This window comes from Paenibacillus turicensis (genome assembly GCF_017873435.1).
GTDB lineage: Bacteria > Bacillota > Bacilli > Paenibacillales > Paenibacillaceae > Fontibacillus > Fontibacillus turicensis.
In genome coordinates, this window is record NZ_JAGGKG010000009.1 from 142,993 (window position 1) to 159,669 (window position 16,677).

Genomic DNA, 16,677 nt, shown 5'->3' on the forward strand with positions numbered 1-16,677 from the left:
AAAAAGGAACATGAAGACACAGCAATTTGTGGTCGTAGGTCTAGGAAGATTTGGATCAAGTTTAGCGTTGGAGCTAATGGATTTAGGATATGAAGTTTTGGGTATTGATTGTAATGAAGAGGTGGTTCATGAATTTTCCAATCGACTGACACATGCTGTTGTTGCTGATTCGACAGAAGAAGAGGTATTGAAGTCATTAGGTGTTCGTAATTTTGATTGTGGAATTGTCGCGATTGGGAGTGATATTCAGACAAGTATTTTGACTGCGATCTTACTTAAGGACTCAGGGATTAAAACCGTGGTCGCCAAAGCGATTTCTGTTTTGCATGGTCGTGCCCTTGAAAAGCTAGGTATTGATCGTGTTATTTTCCCTGAACGAGATATGGGGGTACGTGTTGCGCACCAACTTGTAACCACGAATATGTTAGATTATATTGAACTCTCTAAGGATTACAGCATTGTAGAGTTGAAAGCGCCAAATTGTCTTAATGGCAAGTCGTTAGCTGAGCTTAATCCAAGAGTACGCTTTGGCTGTAGTATCGTTGCTCTGCATCGTGAGCATGGGATTATTGTTGCGCCAACTGCTATGGATCAGATATGTGAAGGAGATATTATGGTCGTTATTGGGCCAAATCGTAAAATTGATGAATTCGAGTCTTCCTTAAACGAAGATGAGGAATAAATAATAGATCACAAAACACCTATGAGCAAAACATTTCATTTACGAAATAGTTATCGATCATTTTTGGGATGGGGTGCTAGGGTTGCAATATAAGTATGAGTTAGTTCAGAGAGATAATCACTTACCATTAAAAATTATTATTCATCAATATAATCGCCCCGTTCATGTGCCTTTGCACTGGCATGACAGTGTTGAAATATCTTATGTTTTATCGGGAAAGATTGATGATATTTATATTGATGGGACCCATTACAGCTCTAACGCTGGAGATATTGTAGTAATTAACTCGAAAGCCCTACATTCTTTTACAACTCGGAATAATGGGGACAGAGAAGCTGTTACCATTTTGATTCCTTATGATTTTATAAAACCTTGTGTCCAAGGGAGTGAGACAATTGAATTTGATTGTATCTCGATCGTAGAGAATGATCAACGGCGGTTGGCACATTTTGCAGAGTTGCGTAAATTACTAAATGCGGTCGTGGTATCTCATTTAAAGCAACATAGAGATCAGTTTGCACATATTCATTTAACTGCGTTATCGTATCAGATTATTTATGTATTGCTAAAATATTTTGTAATAAGAAAAGAAGAGAAGCAGGCCGTTCAAACTAGTAAACATAGGGAACGCTTACTTTCCATAAAAAATTATGTAGAGAGACATTATGATCAAAATTTATCTGTAGAGCAAATTGCGCACACCTTTCAGCTCTCCCCTCAATATATGTCTCGTTTTTTTATTAAGCATACGGGCATGACCTTATTCCAATATATTAATGAGCTACGGCTAGAGAAGGCATATCGTGATCTTATGAATACAGATCTGTCAATTTTAAATGTGGCTATGAACCATGGATTCCCTAATGAAAAGTCGTTTATAAGAGTTTTTAAAAATGGATATGGCGTTACTCCCCATCAATATCGCAAGGCTCGAAAAGGGAGTATGATCATAAAGGATGAAAATTGACCATAAAAAGGTTAATAATGTGCAGGTTACTTTCTATGTTTAGAATTAAAATTAAGTGTAAGCGTTTACTAAAAGTTTAAATTAATTAGGAGGATGACTAATGTTCACAAAAACATTGAAGTCCGCCAAGCTTATGATGGCGAGTACACTTATTTTTACAATGGCATTTCATTTTACTCCAGCCGTAGAAGCAAAAGAAAGCAAAAAGAAAACCCCTAGCTATCGTACTGTAGTTGAAGTCGAGGACTGGGGACCCGTTATTTCCAAAGTCATTGTTAATGTCGGGAAAGCAGTGCCTAAGCAAGCAATTTCAAATCATGCTTTTGATGTTTATGTAGAACGTAGTGATAAAAGGTTAAGTACACCTTTACTTGAAAAAGGAAACCGTACAGTTACCAAAGCTTATATCTCCGATAATAACGGAAATCCCGTAAAAAAGAGTGGAAATTATGTAGCACTTGAGATGGAAATTGCACCTGATAAAACTTTAGGTTCAGCGATGAACTTTGATCTTAAAACAGGTTTAAATGACTGGGTGGAAAGTAAATATATCATTACTCAACAGCAACCTATTAAGATGAAGCGTGATAAGCTGACCGGTTTAAAAGTGACTACTTCTCAGGGTGAAATTAGAAAAGGAGTAGAGCAGTTCAAGACAGGGAAGGCCACTTATGATGGTGTTCAATTAACGTATGCAGATTATACGCCACCGAAAGTTAAAGGTAAGGAAAAATCAAGAAAGAATGACAAAAAACCACTCATAATTTGGCTACATGGGATGGGTGAAGGTGGGACAGATCCAACCGTTGCTATTGCTGGCAATAAGGTCGTGAACTTTGCCTCAAAGGATATTCAGCAATACTTTAAAGGTGCGTATGTACTAGCACCACAGACACCTACCTTCTGGATGGATGGCTTTAATGGGTTTGGAGATGGAACTTCTAAATACCAAAAAGCTTTAATGTCGCTTATTCAGGATTATGTCGCTAAACATCATGATATTGATCAGGATCGTATTTACATTGGTGGTGACTCTAATGGGGGTTACATGACGATGTTGATGGTACGCGATTATAAGGACTATTTTGCCGCGGCGTTTGTAGCTTGTGAGGCTTTAAAGGATGACTTAATTACAGATGAGCAAATCGCTGCAATGAAGGAAGTTCCGATGTGGTTTGTGGCTGCGAAAACAGATAAATTAGTTCCACCAAGTGACTATATGGTCTCTACGTACAATCGCTTAATAAAAGCAGGGGCAAAGGATGCGCACATGACTTTATTTGATAACGTGAGTGATACTTCAGGTCTTTATAAAAAAAGTGATGGTACACCTTATGAATATGACGGACATTGGTCTTGGATTTATGTGTATAACAATGAGGTTGCCAAGGAAATCGGAGGTAAACGCACGACAATCATGGAGTGGTTAGCGGCAAAACATAAATAAGATAAACGATACAAACAACAATAGTAGTACTAAAAAACGAGCTATCCAAGAAATTTTAACAGGGATCGTTCCCTTTAGAATTTCAAAGATAGTTCGCTTTTTTATTAATTGTGCTGGATGAATAATTATTTCTTTTTCGTGCTTACATTACCACGGCGGTAAAACACCCATCCCAAGCCTAACAAGATACAGGACAGGATCAACATGAGATGATTTTCCATCCACATAGGCTGATCAATTTGGGTTAAGGCTACAAAATTATGAAATAAATATTGATAAAATAGAGCGTAATATAGCAATAGGCTAGCGATACCTGCAATGAAATGATAAAAGTAAAATAACGCACCTGTAATTAAAGATAATGCCGAAACAATCATTGAGGTTGTGAATAAATGGTAAAACATAATTACAGGATTAGCACTTGGTGCTGCAAGCTGTACACCTAACCATGGTGCGATGAATACTACACCATAGACTAGCATAACCGTGAAAAGTGACATTAGAATGCAACTGATCGTCGACCAGATTACCAAGGTCTTATAGTAGCTTTTCCTCGTGACACTATAGTTCATCATTAACGAAAATAGATGTGTGGCGTTATAAATACTTGTAACCAAAACGAAAATCCATACCGCTGTAATGGCAGCAGGGAGTGAATCGTTTAATCTCCCTTCACTCCTAAAAAATCCACGAACTAAAGATTGGTCGGTAATTACAATAAGCAAAATGCCCCAAAAAATTATATAAGCTTTGCGGTATTGCATTACAAATAAGGGTATCATTTTTCTTAATGGAAGCATTACCATTCACCTCTGTCCTGATCGTTCATTTTAATTAAATATTGGACTAGCTTTTGCGGTGCTAAGCCTGAAATCTGTACGCCTTGCCCTTGTAAGGTAGTCAACGCCGGTGGTAGTTCCCCTAACCAAATAAGGGCGAGCGTACCACCTAAGCTTTCTTGATGGATGACATGAGAATCTTGTACCCATTGCTCCAGTAAACGTGCATCACCTTGAATTAGCTTCGCCTGCTGTACAAATGTATCACTGTCCATAGTAGCTAAGATCGTTCCATTTTCTAAATAAGTAATTTTTTCAAAGAGCTTAAAAGCTTCATCTATAAGATGAGTAGAAATAATAAATGTTCTTGGATACTTCGTATATTCCTGTAATAGTAGATCGTAAAAAAGCTCCCGTTTATCCGCATCAAGCCCTAACGTGGGTTCATCTAAGATCGTAATTGGACAGCGGCTGGCAAGTCCTCTCACAATCCCTACCATTGATTTCATCCCGCGTGATAATTTGCTGTATTTCTTTTTGAGTGGGAGTCCAAATATTTCAAGCAATCGCATTGCTAATTTTGTATCCCAGTTTGGATGGAGCAATGCGCCAAACGCCATAATCTCATTTACTTTATGCTCACTCCAAATGTGATCATCTACCTTCACCAAAGCGACCTGTGAGCGAAGCTCTTCATTTAGCATTATATTTTGCCCGTCTACGATGATTTCTCCCTGATCTGGATAGGTATGACCAGCTAACATATGCATTAAAGTTGTTTTACCAACCCCATTTGCACCTAATAGTCCATGGATGACGTTAGGCTCAAAGGTTACATTAATTTGCTGTAAAACGGGGTGGGCTTGAAAGCTTTTATTTATATCACGACATTCCAATGTGGGTGTCAAATTCATTCACCTCTCTATACATTCTTATTAAAACTTAAACAGGTAACCTTCTTAAAAATAGATAAACAATCCATCCATATACAAAAGAGAGCAAAAGACTCCAGTTAAATAGCGCGGCAGGGGGGAGCTCCCATAATGTTTTAATGAAAGCAACAGCCAAATCCTGAAGTGGCTCTAAATTAGCGAAGCCTAACACCAGCAATCCTAGCATCCAAATTAAATGCTTACCAAATACTCTAGTTAGGCAATTAATTAGCATGCCTAGCAAAAACATATGCAGAAATACACAAAAGTTAAAATAAAACCTTTCCCAGATTGGAAAATTATTTAAGTCAGAATACTCATTAATCATTACACCTAAGTTAAAGGAAAAGTAGTTTTCTAATAAGGATATGAATGAAAAAAATAATGACAAAATAGCACTGATTGAGATTAATGTTATCATGGTTGCAATCATATAATCACGTCTACGCGTGCTTAGACCTACAGCATAATAGAAGGTTCGACCTATGATTAAAATCCCCATCACAAACATAAAAACATAAATCGTAACGATACTATTTTTCATGGTAGGCTGATCTCGAAAAATGTTAAGAATGGAACCGATGAGTAAGTTTCCTAAAAAAATAATGATAGGGAGATAAAGCAATGTGGCTTTATCCTTTAAATGGATACGAAGCACAGCACTGATTTTATTATTCATACAGTTTCACTCCTTTTTTGCCATGAACAGCCCTTGTTGTATATACAATTAGCTTTTGCAATGGCACAGGTGCAAAGGTGAGCGCATTAAGGTTACCACTTGTAGACATTTCCTTTGTTAATCCACCAGATATGATCACAGTCATCGTATCTCCTAGCGTTTCAGAATGTAAGGTTTGGCAGTTGTATTGCTGGATAAATTGATTGACTTGATTGACTGCACCAGAGACATAAAAGCTCGATTGCTGTAGCTTTTCTACCTCTTCTTGTAATATAAGCTTGCCGCAATCAATAACTAAAATATGCTCTAGTAGGTCGCTAACCTCATCAATTAAGTGCGTTGATAAAATAAAGGTACGTGGAAAATTGGCATAATCCTCAATAAGCTCACTATAAAAATAGCTTCGATTTGCAACGTCTAAACCTACGTAGGGCTCATCTAAAATCGTAATGGGTGCGCGACTAGCAAGGCCGATAACAATGCCTACCGCGGATAGCTGTCCACGAGATAATTTACCCATTTTATTTTTTAAGGGGAGCTTAAAGCCCGTTACAAGCTTACTTGCATATTGTGCATCCCAATTCACATATAAGTGAGCGCATATTTCAAGTACATCTGAAATTAAGAAATGCTCGGGGTATTTCTGACTTTCTTTTATGAAGCAAAGCTTATTTTGGACCTGTAGGTTTTCGTAAGGGGACTCGCCAAAAATAGAAATTGCGCCAGAAGAGGGGAGTAGCTGTGAAGTTAACATGGATAATAATGTTGTTTTCCCCGCGCCATTTTTGCCGATTAACCCATAAATCACATTTGGTTTGAGCTGGAAGCTAAGATTATCTACGGCTGTCATCTTTTTATACTTTTTTGTCAGTCCCTTGACCTCAATCACGTTGGTAGTCATGATTGTTCTTCTCCCCTTTGGATCATCTCAGTCAGTTGATTGGCTGTAATCCCAAGCTTGGCTGCCTCTCGCACCATAGTGACAATGTATTGCTCATAAAATTGTTCTTTTCGTTTTTCAATCAACGTATTTTTGGCTCCTTCAGCAACAAACATGCCAATCCCTCTCTTCTTGTACAAAATATTTTGATCTACAAGTAAGTTGACGCCTTTCGCAGCGGTTGCTGGATTAATCTGATAAAACGCTGCGAATTGATTCGTAGAAGGGACTTGCGCCTCTTCCTGAAGGCGTCCTTCAACAATATCGTTTTCGATTTTTTCTGCGATCTGTATAAAGATTGGACGACCATCGTCTGTCAAAAAACTCATCACCACACCACCTAACTGGTTAATTACTCATGTAACTAACTATATAAGCGGAGGGGGAGATTGTCAATAGTTGTTTTAAGTTTTAGCTAAAGAAAAACCCGAACTACTACGAAAATTTCTTTCCGTAGTAGTTCGGGTTAAATAAATACTAATTTTTTAATAGAGCGATAATTATGACTCAATCTTAAAATCGGAAATTGGGGCCTTAACAGCGGTTGAAGCCACTCCCTGCTACGTAGCCTCTTACTTCATTGATTGTGAAGAACCGATTTCTGTGTTGAGCCGTAATTATTCTACAAATTTAATTCCACGTAGTAACAAATGAAGTGCACCTGCTGCGGTTTCACGAGTGGCTGGTTTTTGTGGGTCAAATTTTTCTTTATTGTTGGCGGTCCCATCAATAACTCCGTATTGTGATAATAGCTTAATGCTATCCTTTGCATAGTTTTGAATATCATTAGCATCAGAATAAGTGTGTAGGCTAGGGTTACTGTTTTGGAGCTTGACGCCTGTTAGTTCCAATGCTCTAGCAAGTAAGACGGCTAAATCTTGTCTGGTTACAACTGTATCAGGCGCGAACTTTGTTGCGCTAATACCTTGAATTAGCCCTGCTTCATAAGCAGTTGCTACATCCTGTGCATACCATGACGTTGATGGGACATCACTAAAGCTCACTTGCTTCCCAATAGTTGAAGTAGGTCCTGTAGTTGAGTTTAAATTTGAATTTGAAGCATTTAAGCCTAGTGAACGCACAAGTAATGCTGTAAACTGTGCACGAGTTAACGACGCAGCTGGAGAAAATTTGTCTTGACTCGTTCCTTCAATAATAAACTTGTGTGCCAACGCTTTAATGTGTGATTCTGCCCAAGAGGTAGAAATGTCGGTGAAGCTTATTTTTTGTCCTGCTAATACATACGTTGACCAACCTGGATGATTGACGGATACGATCGTAGTATGATCCTCTTGAGGTTCGACAAATGAAGGAATTGCCCCAATCTGTTTTCCTGCTTGAACTAAAACGCCGGCTTGGTTTGCTTGAACCTCCTCTCCTACAGTCCATGCGCGTTTAATAAATAAGTCTGTTGGAAGCTGAATAGGCTGGATGCTGTTTGCTGTTGTCCATTCTGCATTAAATGAGACAGGATCACCAAGAAGTGTACGTTGTTTGGAAATTTTCCCTGTAAAGGTTACATCCTTATTTGTGCCAAGTGTAATTCTAAGTCCCGCAATTTTAGGTGCTAAAGTTATCAAGGTGGATGGAAGAGCTACAGCTTCCTTTCCTGTGCTTATAACAAGAAGTGGTTTTTCTTTTAAAGCTGTAATTAATTTTAATTGCTCTGCTGAAAATGAAATCTGTGTTAATTTATTATCTGGCGTGAACGGTGCACGTATGATATAGGCCGTCAGATGCTCTTTATTGGCTTCTATTGCTTCTTTAAGCTGAGCAGCTGTAATTTCAACAACATGGCTTTCAGCATTTCCCTTAGCTCCAACGAGCACATGCTGCTTAAACCCTTGTGGAATAACGGTTTTTTCAACTGGTGTTACATTTTGATTGGCTTCAGACTTAGGTGGAGAACTTAGGTTATTCCCGCTCCCACTACCTCCGTTACCATTTGAACCTGTGTTGCCCCCTTGATTTGGTTCTCCGCCTGGATTCCCTCCTGAATCAGGGGTAGGAGATGGATCAATCCGAAACGCAATAAAACCTTTATACAAGATGGCTTTGGTTCCTTCGTACACGAGTTGCCCATCCTCATCCAATTGAGCTGCAACCACGTTGATTCTGTATTGACCTTCCTGTAAGTGAGCAGTTTTGGGCTTGCCATTATCATCTAATATCGGCTTTCCTTCTTCATCATAAGGGTGGTAGACGTCACTTACGCCTTTATAGGTGTATGTGTCTGGCTTAAAGAAGGTAGTCGGTGAGTCAGTGAATTTTTCTTCATAATAACCAATCGTTTCATCATGAAGGTTTAAGATCTCCAAAATATAATAATTAGTATTTTCCGCACTTAATTTAAATGAAAGCTCAGCCTTGTCTTGATTTGTGCGTTTAGGGTAAATCAGCTCCTTGGATAGGGCTAAATCTTGAACTCCAAATCCTGTGCTTGGTTTTTCTTGCCCAATATAGATTGAAAACGGAAGATGTAGTGTAGGCAATTGAGGATTTTCTAATTTAATTTGTCCCTGATAAAAGCCTTCTGCCGCTTCGTTAGGCGTTTTGAGGTTTAGGGTGAATTCCTTCGTTTGTTGTGCATTGGCTAATATTGTTCCGTCTGAAAGGGTAGCATCAATGCCTCCATCCCCACCAAACCATTCGATCGAGGTAGTATAGTCTACAGTTTGCGCTGATGTATTTTTCAATTGTAGTTTTTTAGTAAGCTCTTGGTTTAGTCCAACTACGCCAAAGCTAGTAGAGGAATTGTAGTTAATCACTTGTTGCCGATTATAATTTTTATCTAAAATTGTGATGGGTTCAACCGCTTGGAGTAGAGCAGGCGTTTCTATTGCTTTTGCAACATTTGCACGTCCTGCCCCTTGCTTAAATACATCATACGGATTCCCGTCTTCATCGCTTAAAAGGTCAGAGGTGTTAGCAAGTGCGGCCCGAATGTCAAAAGGAGTCCAATCTGGGTGCTGTTGCTTCAGCAATAATGCTAAGCCAGCCACATGAGGGGCTGCCATGCTTGTGCCATTTAACCGAGCATAAGCTTTCGCATAGGAGACACCTTCTTTATTTTTCCCGTAGGCTGGATAAGTAGAGAGTATATTTACACCTGGGGCAGTGATATCAGGTTTTATACTTAGCTTTGCATCGGCATTAGGTCCCCATGAAGTAAAGTCGGCAAGGCGATCCCCTGCAACGATATCCTCTTCATAATGAGAAGGGAATGTGATGGAAAGTGTCTTCTCTACATTTTCATTTTCAATAAGCTGATTGGCTAACGATCTACCTACTGTCCCTTGGATATCAAATGCAGGAATATAGTCAAAGCTGTCACCGACATTTAAATTGATAAAACCGTCAAGGTTAGGTAGGGAAGGGGTTAAATCGGCATCAGTTTGGTTTGCGGCGGCTTTACCATTAAAAATAACGATCGCTGTTGCGCCATGCTGCTTGGCATTTATAATTTTATCAACGAAAGCAAGCTTTCCTCTTGAAGCCAATGCAATTTTACCTTGTACATCTTTATTATCATAATCACTTTTATCACCAAGTCCAACATAAACAACCTCATGTTGTTCGGTTCCCAAAATAGCTAAAAAATCAGTTTTTGCAGTTTCCCATCCTAACAGCTTAAAATCAACGGGTTCAGCTGCAATCTCATTTTCAGGTGTAGTTTCATTTTCAGGTAGAGGCTCATTGTCATCTGGATTCGCAGCTTCATCTAGATTGTCTAGATTCTCATCTTCATCTAGATTCCCATCTTTATCACTGAAGCTTGCACTAAGCTGACCGGAGAAACGTTGCTCCTCACTCGTAATCGCTCCAACGGAAATAGCAAGCTGAGAGGAGGCAGGTGAACCCATCGTATAGTGACCTGGTCCTGCATTCCCATTTGCCACGACCGCGGTTACCCCTGCAAGCACCGCATTATTAATGGCAATGGAATCAGGTGAGTTTACATTTTTCTCAGAGTCAGAGCCTAACGATAAATTAATGACATCCATTCCATCCTTGACCGCGCGTTCAATGCCATCAATGACTTGAGCGGATGAACCAGAGGAGCGATCCGGTTGCTCTAAATCTCTGCCAAGCACTTTATAGGCATACAGGTGCGCGTTGTAGGCTACTCCTTTTTGTACGATTTCACTTTCTTGATTTGCAAATTGGCCAATAATAGTACCAGCGACATGTGTACCATGATAGGTCCCTTTGTAGCCAACATTAAAAGGGTCCTCTTGAGCTGTTAATGGGACTTCTTCATAAGGATCATCATCTTGATAAAAGGAGTCGTAACCTCCTTTATAAATTGGGGCGATATCTGGATGTGTATAATCAATTCCTGTATCAATCACGCCCACCTTTAAGCCTTCACCAGTCAGGTTTTTGGCCCAAGCTTGGTCTGCGCCAATCTGTTTAAGTGGGTTACTATCATATTGGAATTCATCGTTTTCAGCACCAGTAGGTTCAATCGGAATCGGGAACCAAGTACGGTTGGCATCAATCGCCTTCACACCTGGTAGCTTGGCTAGGTCTGATAGCTGCTCCGCAGGCAATGTAACTTCAAAGCCATTTAATACGGTATCATACTGGTAATTGACCTTGAGGGATAAGCCTGAATCGGTCGCTTCTTCTAGAAATTGTGCTTGTTCCGTCTGAACGTTAGCTTCGGTCGCTGTTTTGGCTAAGCTTTGAATCCCTTGAGCGGCTGCATACTTACCTATCGCTGCAGGTTGGGTGCCAAGCTGTACAATGACAGAAATATCTCCACTAGTTTGTGTGATCTGTGATGAAATGATTGGAGAGGTGTCAAGTGATGGGGTTTTGGCTGCTGCCAGTCCAGTTAAATGGCTGACTAATAGCCCGACAATTGCTGAGGTCATGCATAACCTAGAGATAAATCCGTTTCTTTTCAATCCAACTCCTCCATCCAGATATTTATTTATTCCCTTGTCAAATCGCAGTATTTCGCAGTATTGAACTTGGGTTAATAGAATAAATATGCAGGAGGGAAAATTTTCATGAAAATTTTTAATCAAATACTAGTTCAAAGTAGAAATCTGAATCAAAAAAAATATTTTTTTCATTTATTAATTCGCTCTTAAGCGTTTCCTTCATAATGATCATAAATTGTTCCTGCTGAGTGTCATCAGCACAATGGGAAAAAGACTTATATAGGCTAACAAACTTTCTGAAAAAGTTTGAATCCTTAAATAACTTTGATGATTCTATACCCTGTAGTATGTTATTTATTGCATTGGTGTACTTTCGATGTTTAATGTTATACAAGGCGAGTGAGTAAAAAAGTTTCATTACATAAGAGGAGTTTTTATCTTTTAAAAATGAGATTGCTGTGTTAATTTCATTTTCAAATGAAGTCAGAATATCATCTATATTAAAACTATGTGTTAGACTTGCTTCAATAATATTAAGTATTCCTGCTAATTTATCATCAAAATCAGCCTCTTTTAAAAACTGTACATATGTCTCAATATATTGTTTGTTACCTTCTAAAACATTCACTGCTAATCTATTTAAATTAGCAAATGATCTAAAAAAAATTATCTCTTCTCTTGCCTCAGGGCTACCATCATCTAATAGAGATAAATCACTATATTTTTCAATCAGCATTTTTGACTCTGAAAACTGTTTTTTATTTTGTAATGCGACTCCTTTGGCAAGTTGGCTAAAGCCAAAGTAATAAACTAAATGTCGTTTAGTTTGTGGGGAAATGCTACTTTTTTCTTGCTGTAGCTTTACGGCATTTGAGTAGAGTTTGTCAGCGATGATTATCATTTTATCCCAATCTTCCATTCTAAAAGCAGCTTTCAGTAAATCTACAATGGCGTCGATATGTAAATGATCAATAATTAAATCTCTCAACAGATCTCATCTCCTATTTTATGCCTTTAGTTCCTTTATAAATTATAATAAGTAATTGTTTTACATTCAGCAATAGAAATTGCTTTAATTAGGTTAAAAATTAATGAAACAAAAACAAAAGACAGAGAGATTAAGAATAATCCCTCTGTCAGACATGCTCATTATTTCTGCGTATTCCCTTGTTGTAACGTACCCTCCGCCATCTTTATCAGCTCCTCTGAGCTTAAGTTTCCTGTCAGCTGCAACAAATAGTGATTTGTGGGATCAAGCCATTCTACCCGTCCGCCACCTTCAGCATATTCAACTAAGATACCTTCCCTGTGTTGAATCTGTATTGCAGTTACTTTCCCTGCCTCTTGATCCACACTGGTATTCCAAGGTGTTCCATGTGAATTGAGCTTTCGCTCTGTCAGCGAGATCAAATTTCCATTTGACTGGATATACTCGATTCTGACCATTTGGTAAATACCTTCTGCATTTGGATAAAGTTCGATTTTATCCAACTGAACCTGATCTGGCAGTGATTGAGGCATATAAATAGGTACATCACTTTGCATTAAGGCATCATTCAAACTCACCTCGACAGGGTCTAAAGTGAGAGTCGCTTCAGGTTCTACTGGACTTGAATGAACGTCACCTTGTGCTACATCTGGAGGTGGTGCTGTTTTTGCATCATCATGGGGAGCTGTGACTTCTTCACTCCCATACATAATGTGAATAATTCCCGCCTGAGCATCTTTTACAATTTGTATCATTTGCTGAAAAGCATAAGCAGGGCTTGAGCCAGTAGAGAAAATTGCCACAGTTAAAAAAATACAGGCTATTGCTACTGCAACGGAACTCATTTTGAACCATTGATATCTTTTCTTTCTTTTTTGTAATTGGCCTTGCATTTTTATCCAAGCTGCATTTGGATCAGGTGTGTTATTTTCGATCTGTTTATACAAGCGTTGAACAGTCTTTTTTGCCATATTATCTAGCTCATTATGCTGATTTTCATTGTTATCAGGGCTCATTTAATTATCCCCCCAGGTTTGTGTTAATACTTCAGCTAGCGCTGATCTGGCTTTTTTGAGTCGTTTACTCATGACTGGTTCTTTAATTCCTAACATATTGGCGATTTCCTTACTGGATTTATCTTCAATATATTTGAGGTATAAGACAACCCGATATTCCCATTTAATTTGGGATAAGCAGGTATGAATGGCCTCGGTACGAATTAAATTATCAATCATTTTATCAATATCTTCTGTAATTCCATTGAAACTTTTACTATTCTTAGTATCTATAACGTTTTCTATATCTGAAACTTGCCGATATTTTTTATTTTTTCTTAAAATATCAAAAGCAGTATTACGAGCAATCTGTTTCAGCCAAGCCTTAATATTAGAATCAGGTTTTGTTTTGGGTCCCGATTTCATCGCTTTTATAAAAACTTCATTAATTGCATCTTCAGCTAGGCCATGATCATTTAATAAAAATAATAATTGCGGATAAATGAGATTATATAATGAAAAATATAAATTTTTTTGAGTAATTTCATCTAAATTTCTAATATCACTTCGGAAAATAATTAACAATTGATCTGACAACGCAAGAATCCCCCTCAGCCTATTTTTATAATGGTAATATATAGGCGACATGGCTCTTATTATAGAACATTTTGTCTAAATGCTAAAGCAGGTAATATAATCAAATGAAAGTAAGAAATTAAAATAAATAAATATGAGAAGTACACTAAACTTTATTAGAACACTTTGCCGATAAATAAAGAAGGTTATTCGTTAATTTACATAAAATAACATTTACAGCAGAGATGAATGAGAATGGGGGGAAATAATGCTACAATTTAACTGGCTCTATTTATAAATTAGTACTTGCCAACGACTAGAGTGTGGTAGCTACGATCCAGAGAGTTCTTGCGATTGTTGTTTGGGTTAGCAGTCAAGTACTATTTCAAGATTGAGCCATTTAAATAAATATGTTTTTTAGCTTTAGCATCAAGAAAGAATGGGTGAAAGAAAGGAAGTTGTATCAATTGATGAAAGAAATCGATCAATCTTCGTTTGATCAAGTATATGAATTAATGTCAGAATCATTTCCCAAAAGTGAATACAGGAATTATGACGGACAGCTTAATTTATTAAGCAATCCTTTGTATCAATTATATGGTAGATTTAATGAAAAAAAACAGATAGAAGGCTTTATTGCTAGCTGGGAATTTTCCTGCTTTAGATTTGTAGAGCATCTTGCTGTGAATCCAACGTTACGTGGGGGTGGAATCGGGAGTAAATTAGTCATTGATTATTTACGCAAGGATTTAAATAAAACCGTGGTGTTAGAGGTAGAGCATCCTCATGAAGAGATGGCACAGCGGCGAATTGGTTTATACAAAAAGTTAGGATTTCAAGTTAACAACAACTACAGCTATGCTCAACCTGCTTTACGCGAAGGCGAAGCTGAGCTTCCATTACTCATTATGAGTTATCCTGCTTTGTTGTCTCCAGTGGAGTTCGATCATGTCAAGCATGTGCTGTACAGTAAAGTGTATGGGGTTTATTAAACTATTTATATAATACAATGTGAAAAAATAAATACGAAAAAATAAATATTAAAAAACGGACCTGAGTAAGTGCTCTAGGTTCGTTTTTTTGTATTGAAAGTAAAAAAATAGGGCATTTTATATGTGCTGAATCATTTTTAATAATTAAAGGGAAGTGGGGAGTGAACATAGATGTGGAAAACAATCATTTCATATATTCCTAGCTGGCAAATATGGGCACAGGCTACAGCTGCATTTCTTCTTCCAACCTTATTTTATTATTGTTATCGTCGTGTTCGTTCCTTTGTAATAAATAAAAAGGATTATGGATATCAGCAAGCACATCCAACTTCCCCTAAACCGCTTGCTGGTGATTATAATACGGATCTTCAAGCTGTAAGAGAAGCGATAGGAAGTAATGGAGATGTAAATATTCGAGATTTCATAATTAAGGGAACGAATATAAAGGCTACACTCATTTATATTGATGGCATGTTAGATCCACAAAGTATAAGTATGCAGGTTATGCGAATGTTAATGTACCAAGATCAAAGTGAACTGGACTATTGTTCCTCAGAAGAGCTAAATAAATATATTTTAAACAAAGTATTACCCATTGCAGATGTTGATGTGATTACGATGTTAGACGATCTTAATGAGTATGTGTTAAAGGGCTATACAGCATTAATGATCGAAGGGATGCCAGAAGTGTTATTGGTTGGAGTTCCCAGTGGTAAGACGAGATCGATTAGTGAACCTGTATCAGAGTCTCTATTGAGAGGACCAAGGCTTGGTTTCACAGAGGAATTAAGCGAAAATACTTCAATGTTGCGTAGGCAAGGGTATACAGAAGATTTAGAGATGAAAAAGTTTAAGGTTGGTACGCGAATTCGAAAAACATTAGTTATCGCATATATGAAAGGAATTGTAAATCAGGATTTACTGGCTGAGGTTGAAAAACGAATTAAAAATATTGATATGGATTTTTTCTTGGATGCTGGTTACGTTGAGCAATTAGTGGAAGATGACGTTTTGAGTCCATTTCAACAGGCACAAAATACAGAAAGACCAGATCGGGTAATTAGCTCCCTTTTGGAGGGGAAAATTGCGATTTTATTGGATGGCACACCATTTGCGTTAATAGTTCCTGTCACCTTTAGTATGCTTCTGCAATCACCAGAGGATTATTATGAGCGTTGGCTGCCTGCTAGCTTTTTACGGATGTTGCGTTTCCTGTGTGCATTTATATCGTTAATGGCGCCATCGCTATACATTTCTTTTATTTCATTCCATCCAGGTCTACTTCCAACTGAATTGGCAATTACGATTATTGAAACGAGACAAGGAGTTCCTTTTCCATCTCTTGTTGAGGTACTGATTTTAGAAATTGCGATTGAAATTTTACGTGAAGCTGGCATTCGATTACCTAAACCAATTGGGCCTGCAATGGGGATCGTTGGTGGTTTGATTATTGGCGAAGCCGCTGTTCAGGCGGGGATTGTGAGTCCGTTTTTAGTTATTGTCGTTGCGGTTACTGCAATATCCTCATTTGCGATTCCAATGTATAGTGCAGGAATAACACTAAGGCTATTGAGGTTCGCTGGCATGATGTTTGCTGCACCACTTGGAATGTTTGGCACGATTATATTTTTCTTATTCCTATGCAGTCACTTAACGAAGCTGGAAAGCTTTGGGGTGCCTTATGTTACTCCATTTTCACCGTTTCGCATCAGTGACTGGAAGGATTTGTACATTCGTGCTCCGCTTTCATTAATGGATAATAGACCTGACCTTATGAAAACACAAAACAAAAAACGAAGATAAGCGAG

Annotated in this window: 14 protein-coding genes; 5 read left to right on the forward strand and 9 right to left on the reverse strand. The window is 38.1% G+C overall.

What is annotated here, in order from left to right:
- Window positions 1–10: 10 nt before the first annotated feature.
- The 3 genes from J2Z32_RS11250 to J2Z32_RS11260 all read left to right on the forward strand — a co-directional run bounded on the left by J2Z32_RS11250 (window position 11) and on the right by J2Z32_RS11260 (window position 3,096).
- Window positions 11–682 carry a potassium channel family protein gene (locus J2Z32_RS11250; protein ID WP_210089251.1) on the forward strand — a complete coding sequence of 224 codons (672 nt, stop codon included), beginning with the start codon at window positions 11–13 and terminating at the stop codon, window positions 680–682.
- Window positions 683–764: 82 nt separating this feature from the next.
- Window positions 765–1,649, forward strand: coding sequence for an AraC family transcriptional regulator (locus J2Z32_RS11255; protein WP_210089252.1), 885 nt, complete (start codon window positions 765–767; stop codon window positions 1,647–1,649).
- Between the two features lie 100 nt (window positions 1,650–1,749).
- Window positions 1,750–3,096 carry a prolyl oligopeptidase family serine peptidase gene (locus J2Z32_RS11260; protein WP_210089253.1) on the forward strand — a complete coding sequence of 449 codons (1,347 nt, stop codon included), beginning with the start codon at window positions 1,750–1,752 and terminating at the stop codon, window positions 3,094–3,096.
- Between the two features lie 125 nt (window positions 3,097–3,221).
- Here J2Z32_RS11260 and J2Z32_RS11265 read toward each other — a convergent pair whose 3' ends face one another.
- The 9 genes from J2Z32_RS11265 to J2Z32_RS11305 form a co-directional block, all read right to left on the reverse strand.
- Window positions 3,222–3,860: a hypothetical protein gene (locus J2Z32_RS11265; RefSeq protein ID WP_210089254.1), complete on the reverse strand. Its 639-nt coding sequence runs from the start codon at window positions 3,858–3,860 to the stop codon at window positions 3,222–3,224.
- A 35-nt stretch (window positions 3,861–3,895) separates the two neighbouring features.
- A complete protein-coding gene (locus J2Z32_RS11270) occupies window positions 3,896–4,783 on the reverse strand; it encodes an ATP-binding cassette domain-containing protein (protein WP_210089255.1) in 888 nt (295 codons plus the stop codon).
- A gap of 34 nt (window positions 4,784–4,817) precedes the next feature.
- Window positions 4,818–5,486 (reverse strand): hypothetical protein, encoded by a 669-nt coding sequence (locus J2Z32_RS11275; protein WP_210089256.1) that lies wholly within the window; start codon window positions 5,484–5,486, stop codon window positions 4,818–4,820.
- Window positions 5,479–6,387, reverse strand: coding sequence for an ABC transporter ATP-binding protein (locus J2Z32_RS11280; RefSeq protein ID WP_210089257.1), 909 nt, complete (start codon window positions 6,385–6,387; stop codon window positions 5,479–5,481). The genes J2Z32_RS11275 and J2Z32_RS11280 overlap by 8 nt, the downstream gene beginning before the upstream one ends.
- The gene (locus J2Z32_RS11285) at window positions 6,384–6,755 is read right to left on the reverse strand and encodes a GntR family transcriptional regulator (RefSeq protein ID WP_210089258.1); all 372 of its coding nucleotides are present in this window, start codon (window positions 6,753–6,755) and stop codon (window positions 6,384–6,386) included. Before J2Z32_RS11285 ends, J2Z32_RS11280 begins: the two co-directional genes overlap by 4 nt.
- Before the next feature lie 288 nt (window positions 6,756–7,043).
- Window positions 7,044–11,339 (reverse strand): S8 family serine peptidase, encoded by a 4,296-nt coding sequence (locus tag J2Z32_RS22540; protein WP_210089259.1) that lies wholly within the window; start codon window positions 11,337–11,339, stop codon window positions 7,044–7,046.
- Between the two features lie 115 nt (window positions 11,340–11,454).
- A complete protein-coding gene (locus J2Z32_RS11295; RefSeq protein WP_210089260.1) occupies window positions 11,455–12,306 on the reverse strand; it encodes a hypothetical protein in 852 nt (283 codons plus the stop codon).
- 161 nt (window positions 12,307–12,467) lie between these two features.
- On the reverse strand, window positions 12,468–13,322 hold the full coding sequence (locus tag J2Z32_RS11300; RefSeq protein ID WP_210089261.1) for a DUF4367 domain-containing protein: 855 nt from the start codon (window positions 13,320–13,322) through the stop codon (window positions 12,468–12,470).
- Window positions 13,323–13,898, reverse strand: coding sequence for an RNA polymerase sigma factor (locus J2Z32_RS11305; RefSeq protein WP_210089262.1), 576 nt, complete (start codon window positions 13,896–13,898; stop codon window positions 13,323–13,325). It lies immediately after the preceding gene.
- Between the two features lie 449 nt (window positions 13,899–14,347).
- On the opposite strand from J2Z32_RS11305, the gene J2Z32_RS11310 reads away from it, so the two are divergent.
- Window positions 14,348–14,869, forward strand: coding sequence for a GNAT family N-acetyltransferase (locus J2Z32_RS11310; protein WP_245251398.1), 522 nt, complete (start codon window positions 14,348–14,350; stop codon window positions 14,867–14,869).
- A 171-nt stretch (window positions 14,870–15,040) separates the two neighbouring features.
- Window positions 15,041–16,672, forward strand: coding sequence for a spore germination protein (locus J2Z32_RS11315; protein ID WP_210089264.1), 1,632 nt, complete (start codon window positions 15,041–15,043; stop codon window positions 16,670–16,672).
- The last annotated feature ends 5 nt before the right edge of the window (window positions 16,673–16,677 follow it).

Coding starts and splice junctions, on each gene's coding strand:
- J2Z32_RS11310 (WP_245251398.1), top strand. CDS start 14,348: ATGAAAGAAATCGATCAATCTTCGTTTGATCAAGTATATGAATTAATG.
- J2Z32_RS11250 (WP_210089251.1), top strand. CDS start 11: ATGAAGACACAGCAATTTGTGGTCGTAGGTCTAGGAAGATTTGGATCA.
- J2Z32_RS11315 (WP_210089264.1), top strand. CDS start 15,041: ATGTGGAAAACAATCATTTCATATATTCCTAGCTGGCAAATATGGGCA.
- J2Z32_RS11300 (WP_210089261.1), bottom strand. CDS start 13,322: ATGAGCCCTGATAACAATGAAAATCAGCATAATGAGCTAGATAATATG.
- J2Z32_RS11275 (WP_210089256.1), bottom strand. CDS start 5,486: ATGAATAATAAAATCAGTGCTGTGCTTCGTATCCATTTAAAGGATAAA.
- J2Z32_RS11260 (WP_210089253.1), top strand. CDS start 1,750: ATGTTCACAAAAACATTGAAGTCCGCCAAGCTTATGATGGCGAGTACA.
- J2Z32_RS11265 (WP_210089254.1), bottom strand. CDS start 3,860: ATGCAATACCGCAAAGCTTATATAATTTTTTGGGGCATTTTGCTTATT.
- J2Z32_RS11285 (WP_210089258.1), bottom strand. CDS start 6,755: ATGAGTTTTTTGACAGACGATGGTCGTCCAATCTTTATACAGATCGCA.
- J2Z32_RS11280 (WP_210089257.1), bottom strand. CDS start 6,387: ATGACTACCAACGTGATTGAGGTCAAGGGACTGACAAAAAAGTATAAA.